The sequence below is a fragment of the Microvirga sp. 2MCAF38 genome, assembly GCF_052115485.1.
Taxonomy (GTDB): domain Bacteria; phylum Pseudomonadota; class Alphaproteobacteria; order Rhizobiales; family Beijerinckiaceae; genus Microvirga.
On the sequence record NZ_JBFRGU010000005.1, the window covers coordinates 56,964 to 79,684 of the forward strand.

At 60.2% G+C, this 22,721-nt stretch carries 23 protein-coding genes; 10 read left to right on the top strand and 13 right to left on the bottom strand.

What is annotated here, in order from left to right:
• The first annotated feature begins 29 nt into the window (after positions 1-29).
• Complete coding sequence (locus AB4072_RS11850; RefSeq protein WP_441968145.1) at positions 30-773, top strand: SIMPL domain-containing protein; 744 nt, start codon at positions 30-32, stop codon at positions 771-773.
• Between the two features lie 116 nt (positions 774-889).
• On the opposite strand, the gene ptsN is transcribed toward AB4072_RS11850, so the two are convergent.
• The 9 genes from ptsN to AB4072_RS11895 form a co-directional block, all read right to left on the bottom strand.
• The gene (gene ptsN, locus AB4072_RS11855) at positions 890-1,354 is read right to left on the bottom strand and encodes a PTS IIA-like nitrogen regulatory protein PtsN (RefSeq protein ID WP_441968553.1); all 465 of its coding nucleotides are present in this window, start codon (positions 1,352-1,354) and stop codon (positions 890-892) included.
• 91 nt (positions 1,355-1,445) lie between these two features.
• Complete coding sequence (gene hpf / locus AB4072_RS11860) at positions 1,446-2,018, bottom strand: ribosome hibernation-promoting factor, HPF/YfiA family (protein WP_441968146.1); 573 nt, start codon at positions 2,016-2,018, stop codon at positions 1,446-1,448.
• 243 nt (positions 2,019-2,261) lie between these two features.
• Positions 2,262-3,695: an RNA polymerase factor sigma-54 gene (gene rpoN / locus AB4072_RS11865; protein ID WP_441968147.1), complete on the bottom strand. Its 1,434-nt coding sequence runs from the start codon at positions 3,693-3,695 to the stop codon at positions 2,262-2,264.
• A gap of 234 nt (positions 3,696-3,929) precedes the next feature.
• Positions 3,930-4,727, bottom strand: a complete 798-nt coding sequence (lptB, locus tag AB4072_RS11870; RefSeq protein WP_441968555.1) for an LPS export ABC transporter ATP-binding protein — start codon at positions 4,725-4,727, stop codon at positions 3,930-3,932.
• Between the two features lie 102 nt (positions 4,728-4,829).
• Complete coding sequence (locus AB4072_RS11875) at positions 4,830-5,450, bottom strand: LptA/OstA family protein (RefSeq protein WP_441968148.1); 621 nt, start codon at positions 5,448-5,450, stop codon at positions 4,830-4,832.
• Positions 5,447-6,181: an LPS export ABC transporter periplasmic protein LptC gene (lptC, locus tag AB4072_RS11880; protein ID WP_441968149.1), complete on the bottom strand. Its 735-nt coding sequence runs from the start codon at positions 6,179-6,181 to the stop codon at positions 5,447-5,449. The genes AB4072_RS11875 and lptC overlap by 4 nt, the downstream gene beginning before the upstream one ends.
• A 99-nt stretch (positions 6,182-6,280) precedes the next feature.
• A complete protein-coding gene (locus tag AB4072_RS11885) occupies positions 6,281-6,895 on the bottom strand; it encodes a ribonuclease D (RefSeq protein WP_441968150.1) in 615 nt (204 codons plus the stop codon).
• A gap of 176 nt (positions 6,896-7,071) precedes the next feature.
• Positions 7,072-7,647 carry a hypothetical protein gene (locus AB4072_RS11890; RefSeq protein ID WP_441968151.1) on the bottom strand — a complete coding sequence of 192 codons (576 nt, stop codon included), beginning with the start codon at positions 7,645-7,647 and terminating at the stop codon, positions 7,072-7,074.
• Between the two features lie 146 nt (positions 7,648-7,793).
• Entirely contained in the window at positions 7,794-8,585 is a 792-nt protein-coding gene (locus AB4072_RS11895) for a sugar transferase (RefSeq protein ID WP_441968152.1), read from the bottom strand.
• A gap of 466 nt (positions 8,586-9,051) precedes the next feature.
• On the opposite strand from AB4072_RS11895, the gene AB4072_RS11900 reads away from it, so the two are divergent.
• The 3 genes from AB4072_RS11900 to wecC all read left to right on the top strand — a co-directional run bounded on the left by AB4072_RS11900 (position 9,052) and on the right by wecC (position 12,788).
• Positions 9,052-9,234, top strand: coding sequence for a hypothetical protein (locus AB4072_RS11900; protein WP_441968153.1), 183 nt, complete (start codon positions 9,052-9,054; stop codon positions 9,232-9,234).
• A 203-nt stretch (positions 9,235-9,437) separates the two neighbouring features.
• Positions 9,438-11,516 (top strand): WecB/TagA/CpsF family glycosyltransferase, encoded by a 2,079-nt coding sequence (locus tag AB4072_RS11905; protein WP_441968154.1) that lies wholly within the window; start codon positions 9,438-9,440, stop codon positions 11,514-11,516.
• Positions 11,517-11,531: 15 nt separating this feature from the next.
• Positions 11,532-12,788, top strand: coding sequence for a UDP-N-acetyl-D-mannosamine dehydrogenase (gene wecC / locus AB4072_RS11910; RefSeq protein ID WP_441968155.1), 1,257 nt, complete (start codon positions 11,532-11,534; stop codon positions 12,786-12,788).
• Here wecC and wecB read toward each other — a convergent pair.
• Positions 12,761-13,954, bottom strand: a complete 1,194-nt coding sequence (gene wecB / locus AB4072_RS11915; RefSeq protein WP_441968156.1) for a non-hydrolyzing UDP-N-acetylglucosamine 2-epimerase — start codon at positions 13,952-13,954, stop codon at positions 12,761-12,763. The two genes, wecC and wecB, sit on opposite strands and share 28 nt — an antisense overlap.
• A gap of 265 nt (positions 13,955-14,219) precedes the next feature.
• On the opposite strand from wecB, the gene AB4072_RS11920 reads away from it, so the two are divergent.
• The 5 genes from AB4072_RS11920 (at position 14,220) to AB4072_RS11940 (ending at position 17,476) form a co-directional block, all read left to right on the top strand.
• Positions 14,220-15,209, top strand: coding sequence for an AraC family transcriptional regulator (locus AB4072_RS11920; RefSeq protein ID WP_441968557.1), 990 nt, complete (start codon positions 14,220-14,222; stop codon positions 15,207-15,209).
• A gap of 190 nt (positions 15,210-15,399) precedes the next feature.
• Entirely contained in the window at positions 15,400-15,729 is a 330-nt protein-coding gene (locus AB4072_RS11925) for a hypothetical protein (RefSeq protein ID WP_441968157.1), read from the top strand.
• A 61-nt stretch (positions 15,730-15,790) separates the two neighbouring features.
• The gene (locus tag AB4072_RS11930) at positions 15,791-16,624 is read left to right on the top strand and encodes a hypothetical protein (protein WP_441968158.1); all 834 of its coding nucleotides are present in this window, start codon (positions 15,791-15,793) and stop codon (positions 16,622-16,624) included.
• The gene (locus tag AB4072_RS11935; protein WP_441968159.1) at positions 16,602-17,081 is read left to right on the top strand and encodes a hypothetical protein; all 480 of its coding nucleotides are present in this window, start codon (positions 16,602-16,604) and stop codon (positions 17,079-17,081) included. The genes AB4072_RS11930 and AB4072_RS11935 overlap by 23 nt, the downstream gene beginning before the upstream one ends.
• Positions 17,082-17,119: 38 nt before the next feature.
• Positions 17,120-17,476 carry a VanZ family protein gene (locus AB4072_RS11940; RefSeq protein WP_441968160.1) on the top strand — a complete coding sequence of 119 codons (357 nt, stop codon included), beginning with the start codon at positions 17,120-17,122 and terminating at the stop codon, positions 17,474-17,476.
• A 46-nt stretch (positions 17,477-17,522) separates the two neighbouring features.
• On the opposite strand, the gene AB4072_RS11945 is transcribed toward AB4072_RS11940, so the two are convergent.
• Positions 17,523-18,797: a hypothetical protein gene (locus AB4072_RS11945; protein WP_441968161.1), complete on the bottom strand. Its 1,275-nt coding sequence runs from the start codon at positions 18,795-18,797 to the stop codon at positions 17,523-17,525.
• A 581-nt stretch (positions 18,798-19,378) separates the two neighbouring features.
• Here AB4072_RS11945 and AB4072_RS11950 point away from each other — a divergent pair.
• Complete coding sequence (locus AB4072_RS11950; RefSeq protein WP_441968162.1) at positions 19,379-20,110, top strand: methyltransferase domain-containing protein; 732 nt, start codon at positions 19,379-19,381, stop codon at positions 20,108-20,110.
• Between the two features lie 116 nt (positions 20,111-20,226).
• Here AB4072_RS11950 and AB4072_RS11955 read toward each other — a convergent pair whose 3' ends face one another.
• Positions 20,227-21,018, bottom strand: coding sequence for a CpsD/CapB family tyrosine-protein kinase (locus AB4072_RS11955; protein WP_441968163.1), 792 nt, complete (start codon positions 21,016-21,018; stop codon positions 20,227-20,229).
• 9 nt (positions 21,019-21,027) lie between these two features.
• The gene (locus AB4072_RS11960; RefSeq protein WP_441968164.1) at positions 21,028-22,494 is read right to left on the bottom strand and encodes a GumC family protein; all 1,467 of its coding nucleotides are present in this window, start codon (positions 22,492-22,494) and stop codon (positions 21,028-21,030) included.
• Positions 22,495-22,721 lie beyond the last annotated feature (227 nt).

Here is a 22,721-nt window from a genome sequence, read left to right on the forward strand (position 1 = left end):
CGGCTCGTGCCTCAACGGATGGAACACACATGCGCATGGCCATGGCGGCAACGCTCGCCGCACTGACCCTCACCTCTCCCGCCCTCACTTCTCCCGCTCTCAGCCAGAACGACCGGACGCCTCCGGCGACCATCAGCGTCATGGGCTCGGGCGAGGCGGAGCTGAAGCCGAACTTCGCCCGATTGAATGTCGCCGTCTCCACCCAGGCCGACACGGTCGCGCAAGCCGCCGAGGCGAATCGGGCGGCCTCCGAGAAGGTGCTCGCTCGCCTGCAGGCGATCGGGGTGAAGAAAGACGACATCCGCACCCTGAATTTCCAGGTTTTCCAATCCTCTCCGCGAATCGGTCCGGATGGGAAGGAAATCAAGACGCCCAAATTCTCGGCGAATCATGAGTTGCGAATCACGACCCGCGACCTCGAGGGCGTCGGTAAGCTGGCGGGCGAAATTCTTGCCAGCGGCGACATGCTCTTCGAATCGGTCTCGTTCGGCCTCGACCGGCAGGAAGAGGGTGAGGATCAGGCTCGCCAGGCCGCCGTGCGCGACGCGAGGCGGCAGGCCGAGGTCTTCGCCACCGCTGCAGGCGTCGGGATCGGCCGGTTGTTGGAAATCAGAGATGGTTCGGCGCAGCCCTATGGCGGCCCTCAGGCCGATATGCGCATGAGTCTCTCGGCTGGGAAGGCCGGCTCGGAAGCAATCCCCATCGTTCCGCCGGCGACCCTTCGTTACAACGCGAATGTCCAGCTGGTCTGGGAAATCGCGCCGAAGTCGTAAGGTATACGGTCATCCCGGGGCCGCGAAAGCGGAACCCGGGATCGCCTGACGAGAGTAGGGTTTTAATCCGGCTTGCGATCCCGGATCGCCTGGGCATCCGGGATGACGTTTCTTGCCTACGCGGCGCGTGGGGCGGAAATTTCGGTGAGAACCGAATAGAGGGCTTCCCGGTCGCGGGTGGCGCGCACGCGCTCGACGACGCCTGGCTCGCGCAGGACGCGGGCAACACGGGCGAGCGCTTTCAGATGGTCGGCACCAGCACCTTCCGGTGCCAGGAGCAAGAACAGGATATCCACCGGCTGGCCATCCAAAGCCTCGAAATCGATGGGCTTTTCCAGCCGTGCGGCCAAGCCGAAAATGCGGGTGAGGCCCGCCAGCTTGCCGTGAGGAATAGCGATTCCCTCGCCGATTCCGGTCGAGCCAAGGCGCTCCCGCTGCAGAAGCGCCTCGAAAATAACGCCTTCATCCAGGCCCGAGAGCCGCGCCGCGTGGGCGGAGAGCTCCTGCAAAGCCTGTTTCTTACCGGTTGCCCTCAAGGCGGGAAGAACCGCCTGGGGATCTAGAAAGTCGAGCAAAGGCATCGATAAAGCCGCATTGGTGGTGAAGCCGTTTCGGCCCCGCGCTTTGTTCAAGCAAATCTCGGGCCAAAGTCGAGGTCTCGTCCATGAGCTCTCAACCCTGTCCCGGCGGTGGATCGACCCAACCGATCGCCCCATCACCCCGGCGGTATACGACGTTCACGCGGCCGGTGCCAGCGTGGATAAAGACAAGGGCCACAGCCCCCGTCATATCGAGTTCGAGAACGGCGTCACTGACCGAGAACCGGTGCAGGGTCTTCGTCGTTTCGGCAATGATCGCAGGATGATAGGCCTCCGCTTCGGCCGATTCGTCCGTCGGTGCCTCAAAGACGGAATAGGCGATCTCGGCGCTTTGAGTCCGGTTATTGGTCGGGGGTCGCTCCTTGAGGCGCCGCTTGTAGCGCCGCAGGCGCTTCTCGATGCGCTCCGCCGTCTGATCGAAGCTTGCATAAGCCCCTTGAGCCGCGCCGGAGGCTTCGATTGTAGCCCCAGACGCGAGATGGAGAACGCAATCGGTGCGAAAACCGATGCCGTCCTTGGTGACGGTCACATGCCCCGAATAACTTCCATCGAAATATTTCTGGAGGGCGCCGGCCAATCGCTCTGAAATCTGACTCCGAAGGGCTTCACCGATATCGAGATTCTTCCCGGATACCCTCAACGCCATCACGTCCTCCCCGGCCACCGACGCACGCCGCCGACTTGTGACTCTTGCTAGATGATGCGTCTTCCGCAGTTCAAAACAAGTCTTGACGCGACAATTTAGACGAAAGAGCGGGGAGCACCATCAACCCTGGACGGACCTTCGCTGTGGGCTTCTACCCTTGCGGATCACAGTCAGGACAACTTCACTTCTGAAATCATTCTTTCGCCACCGCGCCAGTGCGAGGTCGGTTACGGCGGAAAAGTGTCAGCTCTTTTTCAGGCGCCGTCGGTCGGCGGAGGATGGGATCCGCAGCGATTCTCTGTATTTCGCAACAGTGCGGCGCGCGATATCGATGCCGTCGCCCTTCAATTTTTGGGCAATTGCATCATCGGAAAGCACATCGTTCGCAGCCTCAGCCTCGATCATCTGTCGGATGTGATGGCGAACGGCTTCCGCCGAATGCGCCTCGGCCCCCGGCGCCCCGCCGATCGCCGCCGTAAAAAAGTATTTCATGTCGAACAGGCCGCGGCCGGTGCCGATGGCCTTGTTGGCGGTGACCCGCGAGATAGTGGATTCGTGCATGCCGATCTCGTCCGCGATGACTTTGAGCGTCAAAGGCCGCAGATGAGTGACTCCATGGCGAAAGAAACCCTCCTGTTGGCGTACGATCTCGGTCGCCACGCGCAAAATGGTCTTGGCCCGCTGGTCGAGGCTGCGCTTGAGCCAGTTGGCGCTTTGCAGGCATTCGTTGAGAAAGGTCTTCTCTTTGTCGTTGCGCGCGGCTCGCGATACAAGGGCGTGGTAGGTTTGATCGACTAGCACCCGGGGCAGCGTGTCCGGGTTCAACTCGATGAGCCAGGCACCGTCCGGCCCCTCCTTGACGAGCACATCGGGTACGCTGAATTCCGACAGGGACGGTGCAAAAGCGTGACCGGGCTTGGGCTCCAGGAGCCGGATCTCGGCCAGCATTTCGGCCAGATCCTCGTCATCGACGCCGCACAGCCGTTTCAACGCCGAAAAATCGCGCTTCGCCACCAGATCGAGGCGCGTGAGCAGAGCCTCCATGGCCGGATCGTGGCGATTGAGTTCCTTGAGTTGAAGCGCCAGACACTCGCTGAGATCCCGCGCGCCGACACCCGGCGGATCGAAGGTCTGGATCAGGGCGATCAGCGCCTCCACCTGATCGCGGGGTGCGCCGAGCCGCACCGCAATGACCGCGGCACTGTCCCTGAGATACCCGGCCTCGTCGAGGGAATGGATCAGATAATGGCCGATGGCGCGCTCGTGCAGATCGCTCGTAGCGAGTTCGAACTGGCGTTCGAGGTGATCGGCAAGTGTCGTCTGGGCTGCAAGCGTCGCCGCGAAATCCAGGCCATTCTCGCCCGCTTGCGAACGTTCGCTCCTCGAACGCGATATTGGCGCACTCTCATGCGTGGGAAATGAGGCCTTGAGCGCTTCCGACACCTCGGCGGCCCTGTCCGATCCGAATGCAGCCTCTTCCGAAACGGGTTCACCCTGCGCTTCCGACGCATCGCCTTCGGCGTCCTGATTGAGCAAGGGATTTCGCTCGAGTTCAGCCTCGACGTAAGCCTGCAGTTCCTGGTGCGAGAGCTGAAGTAGCTTTATCGCCTGCAGAAGCTGCGGCGTCATGACCAGGCTTTGCGCCTGGCGAAGCTCCAATCTTTGCATCGTGGCCATTACGGCGTCCCGCCAGCCAACCGGCATGCTTTTTGCATCAACCCGATCTTACATGGGCTGTGGTCGTCGTCAAAACGGGCGAGGAGCGACTCAAGGTCGTCATCGTCCATTGCGTCATCCCGGACGCCAAAGGCGATCCGGGATCGTATGACGAGAAGGGAGCCTCGTCCGAAAGACGATCCCGGGCTCCGCTGACGTGGCCCCGGGATAACGATGCCTTGAAGAGGATGCCCGTTACAGGCGGAAATCTTCGCCGAGATAGAGCCGGCGCACTTCCTCGTTCGCCACGATGGCGTCGGGATGGCCCTCGGTCAGGACGCGACCCGAATGGATGATGTACGCGCGGTCGATGAGGCCAAGGGTCTCGCGCACGTTGTGATCGGTGATCAAGACGCCGATACCGCGCCGGGTCAGGTGGCGCACCAGATTCTGAATGTCGCCGACCGCAATTGGATCGATGCCCGCGAAGGGCTCGTCGAGGAGCATGAAGGTCGGCTCGCCTGCGAGCGCGCGAGCGATTTCACAGCGCCGACGCTCGCCACCGGACAAGGCGATGGAGGGAGCCTTGCGCAGGCGCGTGATGTTGAACTCATCGAGCAGCGCGTCGAGCTTGCGGTCGCGCTCCTTGCGGCTCGGCTCCACCACTTCGAGCACCGCGCGGATATTGTCTTCCACGTTGAGACCCCGAAAGATCGAGGCCTCTTGCGGCAGGTAGCCGATGCCCAGACGCGCACGCCGGTACATGGGCAGCGTCGTGACCTCGTGGCCATCGAGGCTGATCACCCCGCGATCCGCCGAGACGAGGCCGGTAATCATGTAGAAGATGGTGGTCTTGCCCGCGCCGTTGGGGCCGAGGAGGCCGACCGCCTCGCCTGCACGCACGTTCAGCGCCGCCTCATGCACGACCGTGCGGCCGCGATAGCTTTTCTGCAATCCCTTGACTGCGAGAATGCCGGGGCCCCCGAAGGTCGCCCGCTCACCGCCCGAGCGCAAGGATGTCTGCCGGGCCAGCGCATCGGCGGCGCTTTCCAGTGCGGAGGTCTTGGGCACGGCCACGGCCGGAGCAGCGACTTGGGAATTGCGGTTGAAGAACGGTTTCACGAGGAGATCCTGAAAGCGGGAAGCGGCTTCGCCTCAGCGGGCGGCCGGCTTCGCCTTGTCCTTGGCGTCCTTGCCCTTATCGGCTTCCGAATTGCTGCCGGGCACGAACAGGGCTTTCACGCGACCGCCCGGTTTCGTCTCCACATTGGCGACGCCGCTGTTGAGATCGTACACGACCCGCTCGCCGCGGGTGATGTTCGGGCCGTCGCTCAGGGCGGCGTTGCCGACGAGATAGATCTTGTTGTTCTCGCGGTCGAAGATCGCATCGTTGCCGGTCGCGACCTGAGTCTTGGAGACGATGGTCACGGGGCCCTTGCAATCGATCTTCTTGATCGAGCTGTCATCGCCGCCGCTGCTCGGCAGAGCCTGCTTCTTGCCGGCTTCGTCCTTCTTCTGCTCGTAGAGGACCGTCATGAGGGAGCAGTTCATGGTGCTGTCGCCCTGAACGGCAACGACATTTCCGGAGAAGACCGCGCGGCCTTCCTTGTCGTAGACGTCGAGCTTGTCCGCGTCGATCTTGATCGGCTCCTTGCTGGAACCGAAATTGCCGAAACCGGCGGCGCGCTCCTTCTGGGCGGCCGGCGCCTGGGCGAGAGCCGGAAGGGCGAGAAGAAGGGCACCTGCGATGAGGCTTGCCTGTTTGAACATGATCATGGACGCGCTTTAGAGGGTTGAGGCGAAGGAGTGGCGCCGGCGGCCGACGCACCGGAATCCGGTTTCGCCGTGTTCGGGTTCTCGAAGACGGAACGAACCCGACCCGTGAACTGGATGACCTTGCCGTTATCGGTCACGTTGATGCCTTCTGCCTCGATGGTGCCGTTGCCGAGAGAAACCTTTACCGGCTCGTTGGATACCACGCTGCCGGCCTTGAAGTCGATAAAAGCCGAACGCAGTTGCATCTCCTGTCCCGCATCGGTGCGGACGCGGACATCGGTGTTGAGCTGCATCTGCTCTTTTTGGGTGTCGAGCATGCCCGTCGTGGCTTCGAGCCGGGCGGTGTTGCCCTTGTCGTCCGTGGCGAGGCGGGCGCGCATGTTTTTCAACTCGACGAGATGCGGCTTGCGGACATCCTGCGTCGCGGCGGTCGCCGTGACCTCGTAGGGGCGCGTATCGTTCCGATAACCCGTGAGGCGCGGGCTTTCCATCGTCACCTGCGTCCCTGAAACCGAGACCGCGTCCAGGGTGAGACCCTTGATGTTGCGGAACGGATCGTAGATCACGATGAGAATCACCACCGACAGGCCGAACAGAGCCCCGAATGGAATCGCCCATTTGGCGAGACGGACCCACCGCGAGTGGCGGCGCGCTTTCAAGAAGGCGCGCGAGCGCGAGGCCGGGATCGACACCCGACCGCTCTCAACCGCCATGTCTTGCAAGCCTGTCACCGAGACAACATCCTTCTTCACGCGCAGGGGCCATGGCGGGTCGCCGTGGCGAAGTTGTGACCGCTATAGCGTTTACGTTGAAAAGCTTAAGACAACTTATCAGCTATGGGAAAAAATATCCGTCTCCGGCCACCCCATCAGGTCGAGCTGTGCGCGGGTCGGGAGAAAATCGAAACAATGCTGCGCGATTCCGGTGCGGTTCTCGCGCGCGAGGACGCGGTCGAGCTTCTCTCTCAAGGCGTGAAGATAGAGCACATCGGAAGCGGCGTAATCGAGTTGCGCCTGGGTCAGCGTCTCCGCGCCCCAGTCGGAGGATTGTTGCTGCTTGGAAATTTCGACCCCGAGCAATTCGCGCACCAGATCCTTGAGCCCGTGCCGGTCCGTGTAGGTGCGGGTGAGGCGCGAGGCGATCTTGGTGCAATAGACCGGGCGGGGCATCACGCCGAAGGCGTGAAACAGGGCTGCGAGATCGAACCGGGCGAAATGGAAGATCTTGAGCACGCCTTCGTCGCCCAGGACACGCACGAGATTGTGCGGGATCGGGCCGTCCTTCAGGATCTGCACCACATCCGCCGACCCGTCGCCCTTGGAAATCTGCACGACGCAGAGCCTATCCCGGTGCGGGTTGAGGCCGAGCGTCTCGGTATCGATCGCGATCGCCGGACCGGGTTGATAATCCGCAGGCAGATCGCCGCGATGGAAGCGCGTTGTCATGAAAAATCCAAGCTTTGCCGAACAGGGGCCTCTACCCTGTCCGCTCGCTAGCATCAACAGCTAGAGCGCAAGTGGCGAAAGTGGAAGGGTGTAAAGGTGTCGCTTCGTGCGCACTCACACACCGAATTTCCGAAGCGGCGTGTGAGCGGCTGGACCTCGCATGGGCGTTTTCTGGTTTAACGGCAAACGCGAACCCTGCGAAATACGACGTGGTGATGTGCGTTCACGACCCGCACGCGATGCCAGTAGCATCCGGCATAGGCGCCATAATACGGGTACCCGGCGGTGACCACTGTGTCCCCGTAGTAATCCGGATAGCCCCAGCCATAAGCAGGGTATCCCCACCCGTAAGGATAGCCCCAACCCCAGTCGAAGAATGGCCCGCCAACGAAGACGGGGAAGGTGTTGAAGTTATTGAAGCGCCTGAATCCAGGGTGAAAGCCCGGATGAAAGCCGGGGTGGAAACCGGGACGGAAGCCGAGGCTCCCTGTGGCAAACGGTGCGCGATTGAAGCCACCGCCGTGGAAACCACCGCCCCGGAAGCCGCCAAAGCCGCCGCCGTGAAAGCCACCGAAACCACCGCCATGGAAACCGCCGCCGTGGAAGCCTCCAAATCCACCACCACCATGGAACCCGCCGCCCATGCCACCCATGCGGAAAAAGCCGCGAGCTTCGGCCCCGCTCGTCGGCATCATCATGCCAGCCGCGAGCATCGCAAGACCAAGGGCCGGAATTCGAATCGAAAAGGCCATAACGTCCTCCTGGGACAGATCTTGGCCCTAAAACAAACAGAGAACATGCGAAGTTCCGCGCCACGCTTGCGCCGCTTCGACGCAACACGAAGACAGAGCGCGGTCACCCGCGACCGCGCATACGCTGCCTGGCCTTGCGCCCCCGCCTAAAAACCGGTTCCCGAGAGAAATTCGGATCGCGCGGTTTTGATGATGATTTTAATGTCGAGCGCCACCGACCAGCGCTCGACATAAATGAGATCCTCGCTGATGCGGGCGCGCGCAGCCACGGGATCTTCCGTGCTGCCGCGCAGACCGTTGACCTGGGCCAACCCGGTCACGCCGGGCAACACACGCAGACGCTCGAAATATTCAGGCACCAGCTCTTCATAGAGCATGCCGCCTGCCAGCATTCCTGGAACATGCGGGCGCGGCCCGACGAGAGACATGTCGCCCCGCAACACGTTGACGAGCTGAGGCAGCTCATCGAGGCTCGATTTGCGTAGGAAGCGACCAACCGGCGTGACCCGCATGTCGTCACGGCTCACCTGCTTCACTCCGCTCGGATCGCATGCGTGCACGCTCATCGTCCGGAACTTCAGGATCTCGAACCGCCTCCTGTCGAGACCATACCGCTGCTGTCGAAACAAGACCGGACCCGGTGACGTCAACTTGATCGCCGCTGCGATGAGCAGCAACCCGGGCGTCAGCAAAACCAGGAGGACGAGAGTGACCCCGATATCAAACCCGCGTTTCAACGCAAGCTCGAGACGCCGGTCGGTTCCGGAGCGGCTGGTGGAATAGTTCGGGGAACGGCTTGGCTCCGACACGTCGATGCCGGCGGGCAACCCGGATGAAAAACCGCGGCTCTCCGAATGCCGAGCCTTGAGAGGGATCGGCCGCAGCTTCAACGATACATCGGGGTAGACTGTTCGACGCGAAGCTCGTTCGGGTTCCATGGCGGTTCCTCGAGATTCATTGTGCAACTATGGAGCAATCCATCGCAAGAAAGCGCAACTAAGCTTGTGCCTAGCGAGAAATCGCGGGGTCACAGCAACAACCAATAGTGTAGGGGACTCGGTTCGTCGGCCCAGCCAACTATTTAGGATTAACTCCATGCTCTTAGACGGATATTTGCTGCGCACGATAGTGCAATCGCCGACCTAAGGTTCGGAGAAATCGAAGTTATTTTCGCTTGAGATTATTGTCTTGCGGGTCACCCCACGAGGGGTTACGCACGCCGTTTCGAAACCTCCGATACGCCACACCAAGCGGTGCGTCGATGGGCCTACCCAAGGCCGGATTATTCCGGCTGGACGAGTTTTCCCCCAGGCGATACTCCCTATCGAGGACCGCGCGTCACTCCATTTTTCCGGACCGAGATCCAGTCGAACGTTTGCGAAGGGAAAACAGGCGTCCCTACCGATGGAAAATTCAAAACAGGTCGCCGAAGTTTTTCGCGTCGGCTCACTTCTCTCGAAATCGTATTGGCGGCGCGGCAGGAATCCCCGCGCTATCGCCGATTTGTTCTCGCGAAGAGTTCTGCTGCTCGCCTTTGTTCTGTTCAACATTCTTGTTTGGACGCTCATCGTCATCGCTCTCAGCTGAACATTTTTCCGCTCAGCTTCGCGTGCCCTAACCTCCCTCAGATCCCATTGTTGCAAAGCCTATCGGATCCCGTCGATCGCGGCCGCGCATATAGCCTTGGCATTATCGAGGGTTGCATCGATAGAGGTACGTCGCAATTGCAAACAGAGCGCGATCCAATCTGAAGTAATGTCGCGGTTCGGTGTCAGTTCAAAGAGCATGGCATGGATCCGCACGACGCGTTGACAAATCGAGGCTCGCATTCGGCGTCCGTCGCCACGCGAGATATTCATCTCGACCGGTTGGATGCCTTGGAGGACGTCGCGGGAGAGCTGCGTGAGCAGACCGAGCGGCTGATCGCTCTCGCGAAGCGAGGGCTGCCGCAAATGTATGCCAGTGGCGGCTTCGTCCATACGGTCCGCCTCGCTCAAACCGGCACCGGTTCGTCCGTCCGACCGGAGGGCGAAAACTTGCGCTACGCAGCCATGGTGGCGCTGGGATCGGCTTTCGTCGACGATGCCGACCAGCGCAAAATTCTGGGCGGCCGGACCGCAGCGGAATTTGCGCGAAGCATCCTGAAGCGCGCCGACGAGAGCAGCGACACGGGAGCAATCGCGCTCACCGCTTGGGCTGCCGCGGAAGTTGCCGATTTTCATGCGGCCGATCTTTTCGAACGGCTTCATGTGTTGCTCGCAACGGACGGACCGATCTCCACCGTGGAATGCGCGTGGGTCGTGAGCGCAGCTCTTGCGGCCGCGCATCTCGCCGACACGGACGAACTGAGCGTGATGGCCGCGAACCGGCTGAGAAAAGCGCAAAGCAGCTCCGGGCTTTTCCCACACATGATTCCCGCGCAGGCGAGCGGCCTGTTTCGCGCTCATGTGGGTTGTTTTGCCGATCAGGTCTATCCGATACAGGCGCTCGCCCGCTTTTCGGTGGCATTCGACGATGCCGGTGCGTTGGCGGCAGCGGATGCGTGTGCCGCCCGGATCTGCGCGCTTCAAGGACCCGCGGGTCAGTGGTGGTGGCATTACGACACGCGCAACGGCGGTATCGTCGAAGGCTACCCCGTCTATAGCGTCCATCAGCATGCCATGGCGCCCATGGCGCTTCTCGATCTCAGGGAAGCGGGCGGAGGCGATTATCGAGATGCTATCGCTCAAGGTCTGCGCTGGCTCGTCGAACACCCCGAAGTCGCCGATGATCTCGTCTGCGAGGAACACAGCGTCGTCTGGCGCAAGGCGGCGCGCCGGGAACCGCCGAAGGCGGCGCGGTCGATCTCCGCCGTCACGACGAGCTTGAACCCAGGCCTGCATATGCCCGGTCTCGATGCGATCTTTCCGCCGAACCGGATCGACTATGAGTGCCGGCCCTACGAATTCGGGTGGCTTCTCTATGCCTGGCTCGCCGGTGGCGTGGTGGAAAAATTGCGCGAGAACCGGAGGGTGGCGACACCCGCAACCGAACCCCGTCCGGAAGCGCAAAAGCACCGGCAGTTGCTTTTCGGGCTCTACATCGATCCCTTGAGTATGGAGGACGTCGTCCAAAGCTGTCGCGATGCGCTCGCCAGACGCAAAACGCTTTTGCTCGGCGTTCTCAACGCGGCCAAGGTCGTCAAGCTGCGCAAGGATCCGGTGCTGTGCGCCTCGCTCCTCGAATGCGACATGCTTCTGGCCGATGGACAATCCGTCGTGTGGGCCAGCAAGCTCTTCCGCCGCCCCTTGCCCGAACGCGTGGCGGGCATCGATATCTTCGAACGGCTGCTCGGCCTCGCGCATCGGGAGGGATGGTCCGTCTACCTTCTCGGCGCCCGGCCGGATGTGCTCCGGGCGCTCGAAGAAAAATTGCACGATCGCTTTCCGGGACTGAAGATCGTCGGACGCAATGACGGTTATTTCGCCGACAGCGACAGCGCGAGGGTCGCCGCGGACATCCGCACTTCAGGCGCTGACATGCTGTTTCTCGGCATGACGTCCCCCAAGAAGGAGATCTTCCTGGGTTCGTTCAAGGACAGCCTGGATGTACCGATCATGCATGGTGTCGGCGGATCGTTCGACATTCTCGCCGGCATCACGAAACGGGCGCCTTTGGGCTGGCAGCGCATCGGCATGGAATGGGCGTTCCGCCTGGTGCAGGAGCCGCGCCGGATGGCGTGGCGTTATCTCACGACGAATACACAATTCCTGATGCTGACCGTTCGCGAATTGTTCGACCCGTCACCTCCGCTTCGACCGAACAACGGTGTGATGCATCTCCACCACCGCGATGAGCGGGCTGTCGGAAAAAATATTATCACCGAATAACAGGGAGTCGCTGCAATGACCGATCTTTTCTCTGGCCGGCTGGCTATTCTCGGCCTGGGTTATATCGGCCTGCCCACCGCGGCGGCGTTGGCAACGCGCGGCATCGAGGTCATCGGCGTCGACATCAACCCCGACATCGTCGCGGCCGTCTCTCAGGGTAAGGTTCCTTTCATCGAGCCGGACCTCGCGGTCGCCGTCAGCGGCGCGGTGGCGATGGGAAGGCTGAGCGCGTCGTCCGAAACCCCGGAAGCGGATGCCTACATCATCGCCGTGCCGACACCGTTCAATGGCGATCACACCGCAAATTTGTCGTATGTGCAGGCAGCGGCCGAGCAACTCGCCCCACGCCTGAAACCCGGCTCCATCGTCATCCTCGAATCGACATCGCCTCCCGGCACCACGGAACAGGTGAGCCGGTGGATCGGAGCGTTGCGCCCCGACCTGAAGATGCCGCACGATACGGACGGAATCGCCGAAATCTATGTCGCCCACTGCCCCGAGCGCGTGCTTCCGGGCCGCATCATGATCGAGATCATCACCAACGACCGCGTCGTCGGAGGCGTCACGCCCCGATGCGCACAGCGTGCCGCATCGATCTACCGGGTGTTCGCACAAGGCGAGATTCTTCTCACCGACGCCGCCAGCGCCGAGATGGCGAAGCTGGTGGAAAACGCCTATCGTGACGTGAACATCGCATTCGCCAATGAATTGTCGATGATCAGCGAGTCGCTTCATCTCGATGTGTGGGAGGTCATTCGGCTGGCGAACCGGCATCCTCGGGTGGAGATCCTGAAACCCGGCCCCGGTGTCGGCGGGCATTGCATCCCGGTGGATCCGTGGTTCATCATTGCGGCCGCGCCCACTCAATCGCGGTTGCTCCGCATCGCGCGCGAGGTCAATGACGACAAGCCGCATCACGTCGCAAAGCAGGTGATCGCAAAAGCCAGCCGGTTCCATTCCCCGACGGTTGCCTGTCTCGGCCTGACCTTCAAAGCCAATGTGGACGATATCAGGGAGAGCCCCGCGATCGAGGTCGTCGAACTGATCGCCAAGGGCCTGCCTGACACCGAAATCCTTGTGGTCGATCCCTACGCGGACCGCGTACCGCAAGCGTTGGCAGCCTATTCGAATCTGCGCATGGAGAGAACGGTCGAAGCCGTCGAGCGCGCGGATATCGTCGTTCTGTTGGTCGAGCACGATCAGTTCAAGGCCCTGGGGCGGACCCGGCTCGGCGGCAAGGTGGTCTACGACACCCGCGGAGCGTGGAACTGACTAACTTTCGAGCGGGCACGCTGCCCTGCCAGGGGATCGAATTCGGCGGGGCGCTCCGCAAGGCCGAAGAAATGCTCGATGGCATTCTTGCATCGATCCGCTGCGTGGCCATCGCCGTAGGGATTGACCGCATGCGCCATCGCTTGATGAGCACTCATATCGGTCAACAAGGTCGAGACTTCGTCGACGATCACGTCCTCACTCGTGCCGACCAGTTTGACGGTCCCGGCGGCGACAGCCTCAGGTCTTTCCGTCGTCTCCCGCATTACCAAAACCGGCTTGCCGAGGCTCGGGGCTTCTTCCTGCACGCCGCCGCTGTCGGTGAGCACGATGGTCGCCTCGTTCATCGCCCGCGCGAAATCGCAATAAGCAAGCGGCGACGTGACCACTACGTTGTCGAGACCCTGAAGCGGCGGAAGAAGCACCTCCCGAACCACCGGATTGAGGTGAGCCGGCAGGAGAAAGACGACCTCGGGAAAGGCCTTGGCGATGCGAACGATGGCCCGTGCAGTCCGCGCCATCGGGTCGCCCCATGACTCGCGCCGGTGAGCGGTGATCAGAACGGTACGCCGCCCTTTGATCTTCGTCAGATCGAGGTTCTCGATGGGCAGATTCCGCGACACCACATCGAGCAGCGCATCGATGACGGTGTTGCCGGTGACGAAGATCCTGTCCTCGGGCACGCCATCCGTCAAAAGGTTCTCTCGTGATGTCGGCGTCGGCGCGAGATGCACCGTCGTCAGTTGCGTCGTGAGACAGCGGTTGGTTTCCTCCGGAAACGGATTGCTGGCATCACGCGTGCGCAATCCGGCCTCGAGATGGATGACCGGAACTCTTTGATAGAATGCGGCAAGGGCGGCCGCGAGGCAAGTCGTCGTGTCGCCCTGAACGAGAACCGCGTCAGGCTTCTCGACGGCGATCACGTCCGAGACGCCGTTGAGCGCGCGTGTCGTGATGTCCTGCAATCGCTGTCGTTCGGTGATGATGTCGAGATCGTGGAGCGGCTTGATGCCGAACAGATCATTGACCTGATCGAGCATGGCCCTGTGCTGACCGGTGACGGCAACGACCGGTTTGATGTGCGCTGATCGTCCCAGCGCCTGGACGAGCGGGGCGACTTTGATGGCTTCCGGACGAGTGCCGTACACAAAAAGGATCTTGCGCATTTCGCGAGAAGAACTCCCCGATGCTGACACGTCTGGCATCTAGGTTGGGCCTGACCCCGATCAATCGTCCACACGGCCGCCTTGTCGGTGCAAGAGAGGTACACCATCGGAGATCACTGGCCTTCTGCCTGGGTGAAGACAGATAATCGGTGACGCGATAGGACCGGCGATGCCGCAAGAGAGGGTGGGCCTCACCGCACGACAGGACACTGCAGCTCCTCCGACTGCGGTGGGTATTCTGTCGCGAATCGCGGCCGAGGAGGCTATGCGAGCGGGCCTCAGAATTTCACCCTTACTCAGAAAAGCTGGTTTGCCTCCGACCCTCGTGAAAGACGAACGCGTTCGCGTCGACGTTCGTGAACAAATCGTTTTCCTCAATCTCGTCGCGCATGCATTGGACGACCCGTTGCTCGGGTTTCACCTGGCGCGGGATGCGGATCTGCGTGAACTCGGACCGCTCTATTACGTGATGGCCTCATCCCAGAAGCTTGGCGACGCGTTCGACATCGCAGCGCGATACAGCGCAGTCGTGAACGAAGGTATCCGGACCATCACGAGCCGTAGAGCGAATGCATTTTCGGTTGAGTTCGATTATGTCGGCGTGGAACGACATCTCGATCGGCACCAGATGATGTTCTGGATCACTTATACTCTAAAGGCGGCACGGTTCTTGACCAAGCGCGAGCTTACACCGCTCGATGTGAGTTTCGTTCATCAGAACGATGCCGATCCTGCCGAAATGGAGCGCTATTTCGAATGCGTCATCAGGTTCGGTGCTCCGAGAGATCGGATCTCCTTTGATGCGCGAGCGGTCGACTTGCCCCTTGTGACGGAGGACGAATATCTCAACAGATTCATGGTGAGATATTGCCAAGAGGCGGCGGGGCGATTGGCGTGGTCGGAGAACCCGCTGCGAACCCGCGTCGAGAACGCAATCGTCCCGCGTCTCCAGGACGGAAGCGCGAGCTTGGGCACGATTGCAAACGATCTCGGCTTAAGCCCCCGAACCTTATCCCGTAAGCTCGCCACGGACGACCTGAGCTTCAGCACGATCCTCGATGAACTCCGTTCGGACCTCTCATATCGATATTTGCAGAATTATGATCTTTCGATATCCCAGATAGCCTGGCTTCTCGGATACACTGAGGTCAGCTCTTTCGTACATGCTTTCCAGCGATGGGCCGGAAGATCGCCGACTGACGCACGACGCGCGATCAAGGGAGTCATGGATCGCTCGGCAAGTGGCACTTCCTAATCTTCACGGTACCGAAAGCGCATTCGCCTGATGTATTTTCCTACCCTGCCCTCAATACTATCCCGGATGCTCCACAACGTACTCCCTTTGAGTGTCTTGAAGACACCGGTTCGAAGCGCAAAATGAAACAGCACGACAAGACTCGTCTACGAACCTTGAACTTAAGCTTCTCCCATGTTGGAGGCTCGGCATGTTCACTTCGACAAAGATTCTTTTCGCAGCACTCGCGTTTTCAGCCTTGACGGCTGCCGCGACCGTCGCGGGACATTCATCTAGCGGCGGCTTCTCCTCCTGGTGGGGGAATTGGGGACGAGGCGGTTGGGGACACGGCGGCCCCAATGGCGGAGGACAAGGAGGCGGCAACCACCATGGCGGTGGGACGGGCGGTGGGACGGGCGGAGGTTCCGTCGGCGCACCGGGTCCCGTAGCGGGGGCAGGACTTCCCTTCATCCTGCTCGCTGGCGGATATGTTCTGGTTCGCCGTTATCGCAACCGTCAGAAGATCGAAAAACTCGACTGAGATGCAGGCCGATCATCGACTGTCCCATTCTTCCGTCTCGGGGGCTGCTGTCGCCCGAGACGTGGGTAGGGATGCGTGTGCCGCCATAACGGGGGTACCGCGCAACGAACTCTTTGCCGGTCTCGTCGTGATCGGATTCATCAACGGAATCCTCGAGCGCATCATGGTGAGCGTTTCGGGCGATGGTATCGTGGGCGCGCTTCTCAACACATTCGATATCAGTGTCATCGTCTGGAGTGCGTGCCTCATCGGACTGTCATTTTTGCTACGTGAACCGGCGCAGCCCACTGGGCGCTCCGACTGGGTCGTAGCGACCGTCGTTCTTGCCGCTTTTCTCGTGCCTGTGGCGCCGCTGAGCTGGTTGGCCATCTCTGGGCTTGCGATCCACATCCTGAGAACATCACCGCGCGGCAGTTTCCTCAATCGTGGAGGCTGGATTCTGCTTGCGATGACGGTGCCGATGTTCTGGGGGCGCCTTCTCTTTGCAGTGTTCAGCGATGCCATATTGCAGGGCGATGCCACGCTCGTCGGCTGGCTGGTGGGAACGCATCGCCTCGGCAATGCGATCGAGTTCGCCGACGGGTCAGGCTATGTCTGGATCGCGCCAGCCTGTTCCTCGCTGGCGAATGTCTCCCTGGCGATCCTGTGCTGGGTGACGATGACTGAAGTTTTGAAACGCCCGCGCGCGTGGCGAGATGGGGGATGGGTCTTGCTCGCATGCATCGCGGTGATTGCCATCAACGTCACCCGCATCAGCCTGATCGGTCTCTATCGTGACCATTTCGATCTGATCCATGGCCCCATTGGCGCGGCCGTCGCGAGCTGGCTCATTTTGGGAGTCACGGTCGGGATTTGCCTGCTGGGAGTCCGACGTGACCTTCCGGCTCGGACTTAGCGCGGTTTTCGGACTGGCGCTGGCAGCGAGCGTTGCTCTCAAGGTGCCGGGCGTCGCGGACATTGCCGCGGTGACGGAAAGCACGATCCCGGACAAAATCGCGACCGTTCTCCGGCAGGATGGTTTTCAGGTGCGGCAGGACGTTCCCGACTACGATCTGAGCTGGGTCTCAGGTGTTTCAGGCTCCTGCAACGTTCTCGTCGCCCCGGTCGCGCCGCAAGGTTGGCATCGATCCTTGATCACGCAAGTCGCCAAGGGCAACCCGATCCTTTACATCGTCAATGGACAAACCTATGCCGAGCAGCCGATCCTGAGAACGCGGGCCCAATATTATTGGAGCAAACTGAATCGCTATCTCGGTCTGAGCGCTCCGGGCCGCCCTGTCATCGCCGTCATCGCTCCAACGGCCTGTGAGCGCTTGCCTCTCGACGGGCTTGCAGCATTGTCGATGCAATGAGCGGACGAGCGGCGAGGATCCCATTTCAAGTGTCCGACATGACCGTCAGAGTGTTTTTTCGCTGGGTCGCGTGGCTGCTCGTCGCGGCTGTCGCGGCCTTCACGCTTTTGCCGATCGGATTTAGGCCCGTCACTGCGGCTCCTGCCGATCTGGAGCGGTTCGTAGCCTTCGCGGCAATCGGCGGGGCATTCTACTTCGGCTATCCCAACCACCATGTCGGCTACGCCCTGCTGGTTCTCGGAATAGCCGGTCTGTTCGAACTTATGCAGGACATCATTCCAGGCCGCCACGGCCAAGTCCACGATTATGCCGTAAAGGCCGCAGGCGCGGTGGTAGGCACATTGCTGGCAAGATTGGTGGAACGGATCGTCGCCCTGCGGGCAATCCCAAAATGAAACGGCCCCGACTCGCGCCGGGGCCGCTCCTGTTCACGAATCGACGTTAGACGATGAAGAAATCGGCCTTCGTGAGCTTCGCGAGATTGCTGATGGTGGCGAACTGCACCGCAGCGCCGGAACCATTGCCGTCGGCATCGTAATAAACCGCGCCGGTCTTATTGTTGTAGATGATGTGATCATCGGCATCGAGCGCCTTGTCGCCGATCCTGAACTCGCTCGAAGCAAGCGTACCTGCCTTGAGATTCGTGAAGATCGCCTTCGAAAGCTGGATCGTGTCGTACGTCGGGTTGAAGTCCGTGATCTTGTCGACGTTCGTGCTCTTGTTCAGCTTCGTATCGAAGATGAACGTATCTTTGCCAACGCCACCGGAAAGGATGTCGTTGCCACCCTTGCCGTTCAGCTTGTCGTTGCCGTTATAGCCGAAGATCTTGTCGACCGTCGAGCTGCTACCCGTCAGGACGTCGTTGCCCCAACCACCCTTAATGACCTTCTCGGTCGAAGTCGGAGGGGTCGTGGGATCCGTCGGCGCCGGGTCGGGAGTGGGGGTGGGTGTCGGCGTCGGGTTCGGGGACCCGCCGGGGGGCACGTCGCCGGGCATACCTTCGGTGTTACCCGACATGTAAGGGGTGTTCTTGTTGAACGAGGCGTAGCCCCACTGACCCTTGCCGAGGAAGTTGTTGGTGAACGACACACCGGTGATCGCGCCGCCGGAGAACTGGCCATCCGAATAGATCGTATAGCCACCGCCGGCGAGGTAGTTGTTGTCGACCGCAATGTTCGAAATCGGCCCGAAATAGTTGTCGATCATCACCGCCGAGGTGTTGGTGTGGTCGTTGATGATCGTGTTGTGGGTGATCTTGACATTCGAGACGTTACCGTCGATCGCGACGCCATCGTAGTGCGGGCCGGACCAGTTGGACTGCAAGTCGTGAATGTAGTTGTCCTGGATGATCGTTCCCGAGCCGGTTACGTAGATACCGTCCTCGACATTGTGGATGTTGTTGCCGATGAAGGTACCGGCGCCGCTGATGCCGCGGACGCCCTCGGCGGCCTGACCGTCGATGTCACAATTCTTGATCGTCGCACCGCCAGCGCGGATGTCGATGACGGCCCAGCTGTTGGCCGAAATCTTGCAGTTCTCCAACGTCACGTTCGCGGCGTTGATGGTCACGGTACCCTTGATGTCGAGGTTACGGATGACCGTTCCTGGTGTGTTGATGACCAAACTTCCCGAGGAAGTCAGAGTCACGCCAGCCGGAACACCAGTATTCGACGCGTTTGGAAAGCCCGAAAGGGCAGCAGAAGACACAGTAGCCATAATAATCCCTTACCTTACGGTAGGTTACCGAAAATGGATTTGAGTCGAACGGGCTGTTATGACGTGGTGCCAACTGATAAGCGGCACCGGTCAATTATTTTTGTTCACCGATCGACCGATGAGTGCCCCCAAGAGACTAAATCTCTAAAGTGGTAATTCCGAATACACGTGACTGTGAAGATTGGTCTTGTGATTATTAGACAGTTCTTTGTTATTTGCGGCCAGCTTGGCCGGAACGAGCGATAATTTGAAGCGCGGCTATAATAATGGCGATATCATGACAAATATTCATCATTTCATTGACGGCATTCCCTAGATGTTCGTGTAGGATGGGAATGGATTACTGCTGGAAACGGAAGTTACATTGAATAATGACCGTCTGAGATGGCTCCGGTCCCCCACGTCACGCCACTCCGTTATGGGAAAAAACGGGGATCGAACGGCTACCTCTTTCGAGAGGCTTGCCGGTGCTTCCGCCAGCCACAGTTCCTTGAACTGAGAATTTCCAAATTCCTCGAGGCTTGTTCGCGCACGCGGCTGGTGACGTGGCCTTGGGTGAACCGACCCAACGAGTGGATTGCATGACAGATCATCGGGTTTCACTACGTTTCGTAGAACAGGCGCAAGGCGGAGAGATGCCTGAAAAGAAGCTGCCTTATGACAACAAGAGGTCCATTCCCTCGATCATGCGGAGACGGCGGTTCCGCGTGGTCAATCGGTTGATCGAGGATATCATCGAGAAAAGGGGTTCATGCCGTATTCTCGATCTCGGCGGAACGCACTTCTACTGGGCCTTGAATGAGGAATATCTCAAAACGCGGCGGCGCCAGATAACGATCATCGTCGCGAATGTCGACGCGCTGCCCGAGCAGCAGAACGACGATCTATACGAGTACGTCATCGGCGACGCGACCGCCCCGGACCTCTACGCCGCGCACGACTACGATCTGATTCATTCGAATTCGGTCATCGAGCATGTGGGTGGATGGCCCAAAGTCAAAGCGATGGCAGACCACATTCGGGCCTCGCAGCGCAATTACTACATTCAGACACCGAATTACTGGTTCCCGATCGAACCTCATTTCCGCTCTGTGGGCTTTCAATGGCTGCCGGAATCGACACGTGCGGAAATGCTCATGAAGCGCCGACGCGGCTTTCGCGGTCCCGCCAAGGATTGGGAAGCGGCGATGGAGCTGGTCGAGACAGTAAAACTCCTGACAGCCTCCCAGCTCCGTGGGCTCTTTCCGGACGCCGAACTGTTGCGGGAACGGATCGGCCCTCTTACAAAGTCTTTCATGGTGGTTCGCGGTTGACCGCGCCGCCGTCCGTGCAACGCGCTTAGCGCAAAAAAAAAGGCGTACGGCTGCGCCCTGCGGGCTTAGACCCCCTGTCGCGCGACAGTAGCACCTTGCAGAGCGCTGGAGAGAAATCAGTAGCCGTATTTCTCGGGTCCATACTCACATTTGTTCAGCACGACCCCGAGAACATTGGTCTCCTGCGATAGGGTGCGCTCGCAAACATCGACTTCGCTGAGCGTGCTCGCTTCGGCCGCCACCACGAGGATCACGCAGTCGACATTGGGCAGAAAGGCCAGGACATCGTCGTTGACGAGCATGGGCGGCAAGTCGAAAAGCAGGATGTTCGGCTGCAGCTTGTCTTTCAGCCCCGTGAGGATCGACGGCGTCTTCGGACTTTGCAGCAATTCAGCGGTGTAGGAAACGGGATAGGAATTTGCGCCGACGGCGATGTTCTCGCCGCAGCGCACGAACGTATCCTCCAAGGCGCTTTCCCCTTTCAGGAAGCGCTCCATGGAATAGACTTTCTCCAATCCAAGAACGCTGCCCACCCGGGGACGCCGAAGGTCGAGATCGACGAGAACCGTCCGGCAATCTTTCAGATTGGCCAGGCTGAAAGCCAGATTGAGGCTGACGACGGTCTTGCCGCAACCCGGCGTCGGAGAGGTGATGGCGACGGAAGTCCAGTTGTTCTGGCGCATCGTCTTCAGAATTTTCGTGCGCAGAATGTCGAAGGTGAAATTGGCCTTGTCCGTCCGGTCGATGGTGACGACGCGCCCATGGGCCACCCGTTTGCGATCCAGATTCACATGAGACAGCTTCGTCCAGGACGCGTCGTTCGCGGGTGGCGGTGGGCCGACTTCTGGAAATGCGACCAGGGCGATTTCCTTTTCCGTTTTCTCGATTGCGGCTTGAATGCGATCCATGGTGTACGCCTAGATCCCCAATGTACGACGGAATGTCGCCGGAATATGCACGAGTCGTCTCTGCTGCATTTCCCCTCTCGTGGGAATGTAGGGAATGATCGCGAGAGGCTCGATTTCCAGCATGTCGATGAGTTCGCTCGGTCGCCGGATGCTCTTGTTCAGAAGTTCCAGGAGGACGATGAATCCGAGCCCTAGCATCAATCCTCCGATCAAGCTGCCGCCGGCGATCGCAAAACGCTTGGGACCGATGGGCCGCTGCGGCGGGGTCGCCAAATCCAGAACCGTCAACCGCTCGCCTTTGGAACGCTGCTCGATCCGCTCGCCGATCGAAGCATCCGCCAGCCGTGCATTGGCCACGTTGTATTGGGCCAGAACATTCTGATGCTGCCGTTCGAGCGCATTCAACGCCGTTTCATTACCGGGTGTCGCCATAATTGACTGGGCCAGCTCCGGAAGGCTCTTTCCGATGGTGACCTTCTCCTCGGAGATTGTCGTCAATCGGCGATCGATATCGGCCAATTGTATGTCCAACTCCGACGGCTCGCTCTTGATGGCCGAGGCATCGGATCCGCTCGCTCGCTCCGACTGCACGGCTTTCTCGAGCGCCGCGATCTGGGACTGAAGGGCGACGATGCCGGGGCTCGTATCCGAAAAGATCGTTCGTTGTTCGATCAGCGTGCGACGCAATTGCGCGAGCGTCTGTTGCTCCGGCGTCATCGCGGCATTGGTCACGCGGCCTGTGCTGGTGAACAGCTGCACGAGCCTGGAGCGTCCATCGCGCAGAGAGGCTTCCTCTCGGGCGAGCTGCATCAGTCTTTCCTGCTGGCTGATCTGCTGGCTGCGCCGGAAACTCAAGCTCTCCGGCAAGGAATCCTTGTTGCGGTTCTTGAAGTCCAGGATCTCGCCTTCGAGCTGCTTGAGCCTCCCGCCCAGACGTTCCGTCTCCTGCTGGAAGAACTGCAGGGTGTCACCGGCCTGCTCGGTGCGCAGGCGAACATTCTTTTGCAGAATGAGATTGACGAACTCATTGACGACATCGGCGGCAAGGACAGGATCCTGCGCCTTGAACGAGACAGAAAAAGCTGTCGCCGCATCGCTGGCGCGCGGCGTGTCGAATCGGAGCTGATCGACGGCGGTTCGCGAGCGCATATCGTCCACGATATCGTTCTCGGAAGCCCCTGGCCGGTCGCTATAAAGGCCGAAGCGATTGGCGAGCGCCAGTAGATTGGCGCGCGTCATCATCTGCAATTCGATAAGCTGAAGCTGCTTGACGATCTCGGCGGGAACAGTCGAACGCACGAGATCCGCCGAGATCATCGGAGACTCGACCATGATCCGCGCCTCCGCTCGATAAACGGGAGGCAGAGAATAGGCGAAGGCTAATCCGAGCGTTGAAACGACGGCCGCGATGGCTGCAAAATAGGGAAACCGCCGAATGAAGATCGAACGGTAGAAGCGAATGTCGATATTGCCCATTGCACGTTCACTCGCCCACGTGAAAATCAAGTCACTCGAAAACCAAGTCACCCGTTCATAACTTGCAGATACTTTTCCCGTTCCCCGGTCACGCTGCCGCGAGCCGCGTGAGATGAAGCGCCATCGGATTCACTCTGCGAGGCCACGATGTCTTCGGCCGCCCTTAGCTTTGACGAATAAAGTTATACCCGCGAAGATCTGCAAGTCTAGCTAAGCAATTGGCGCGA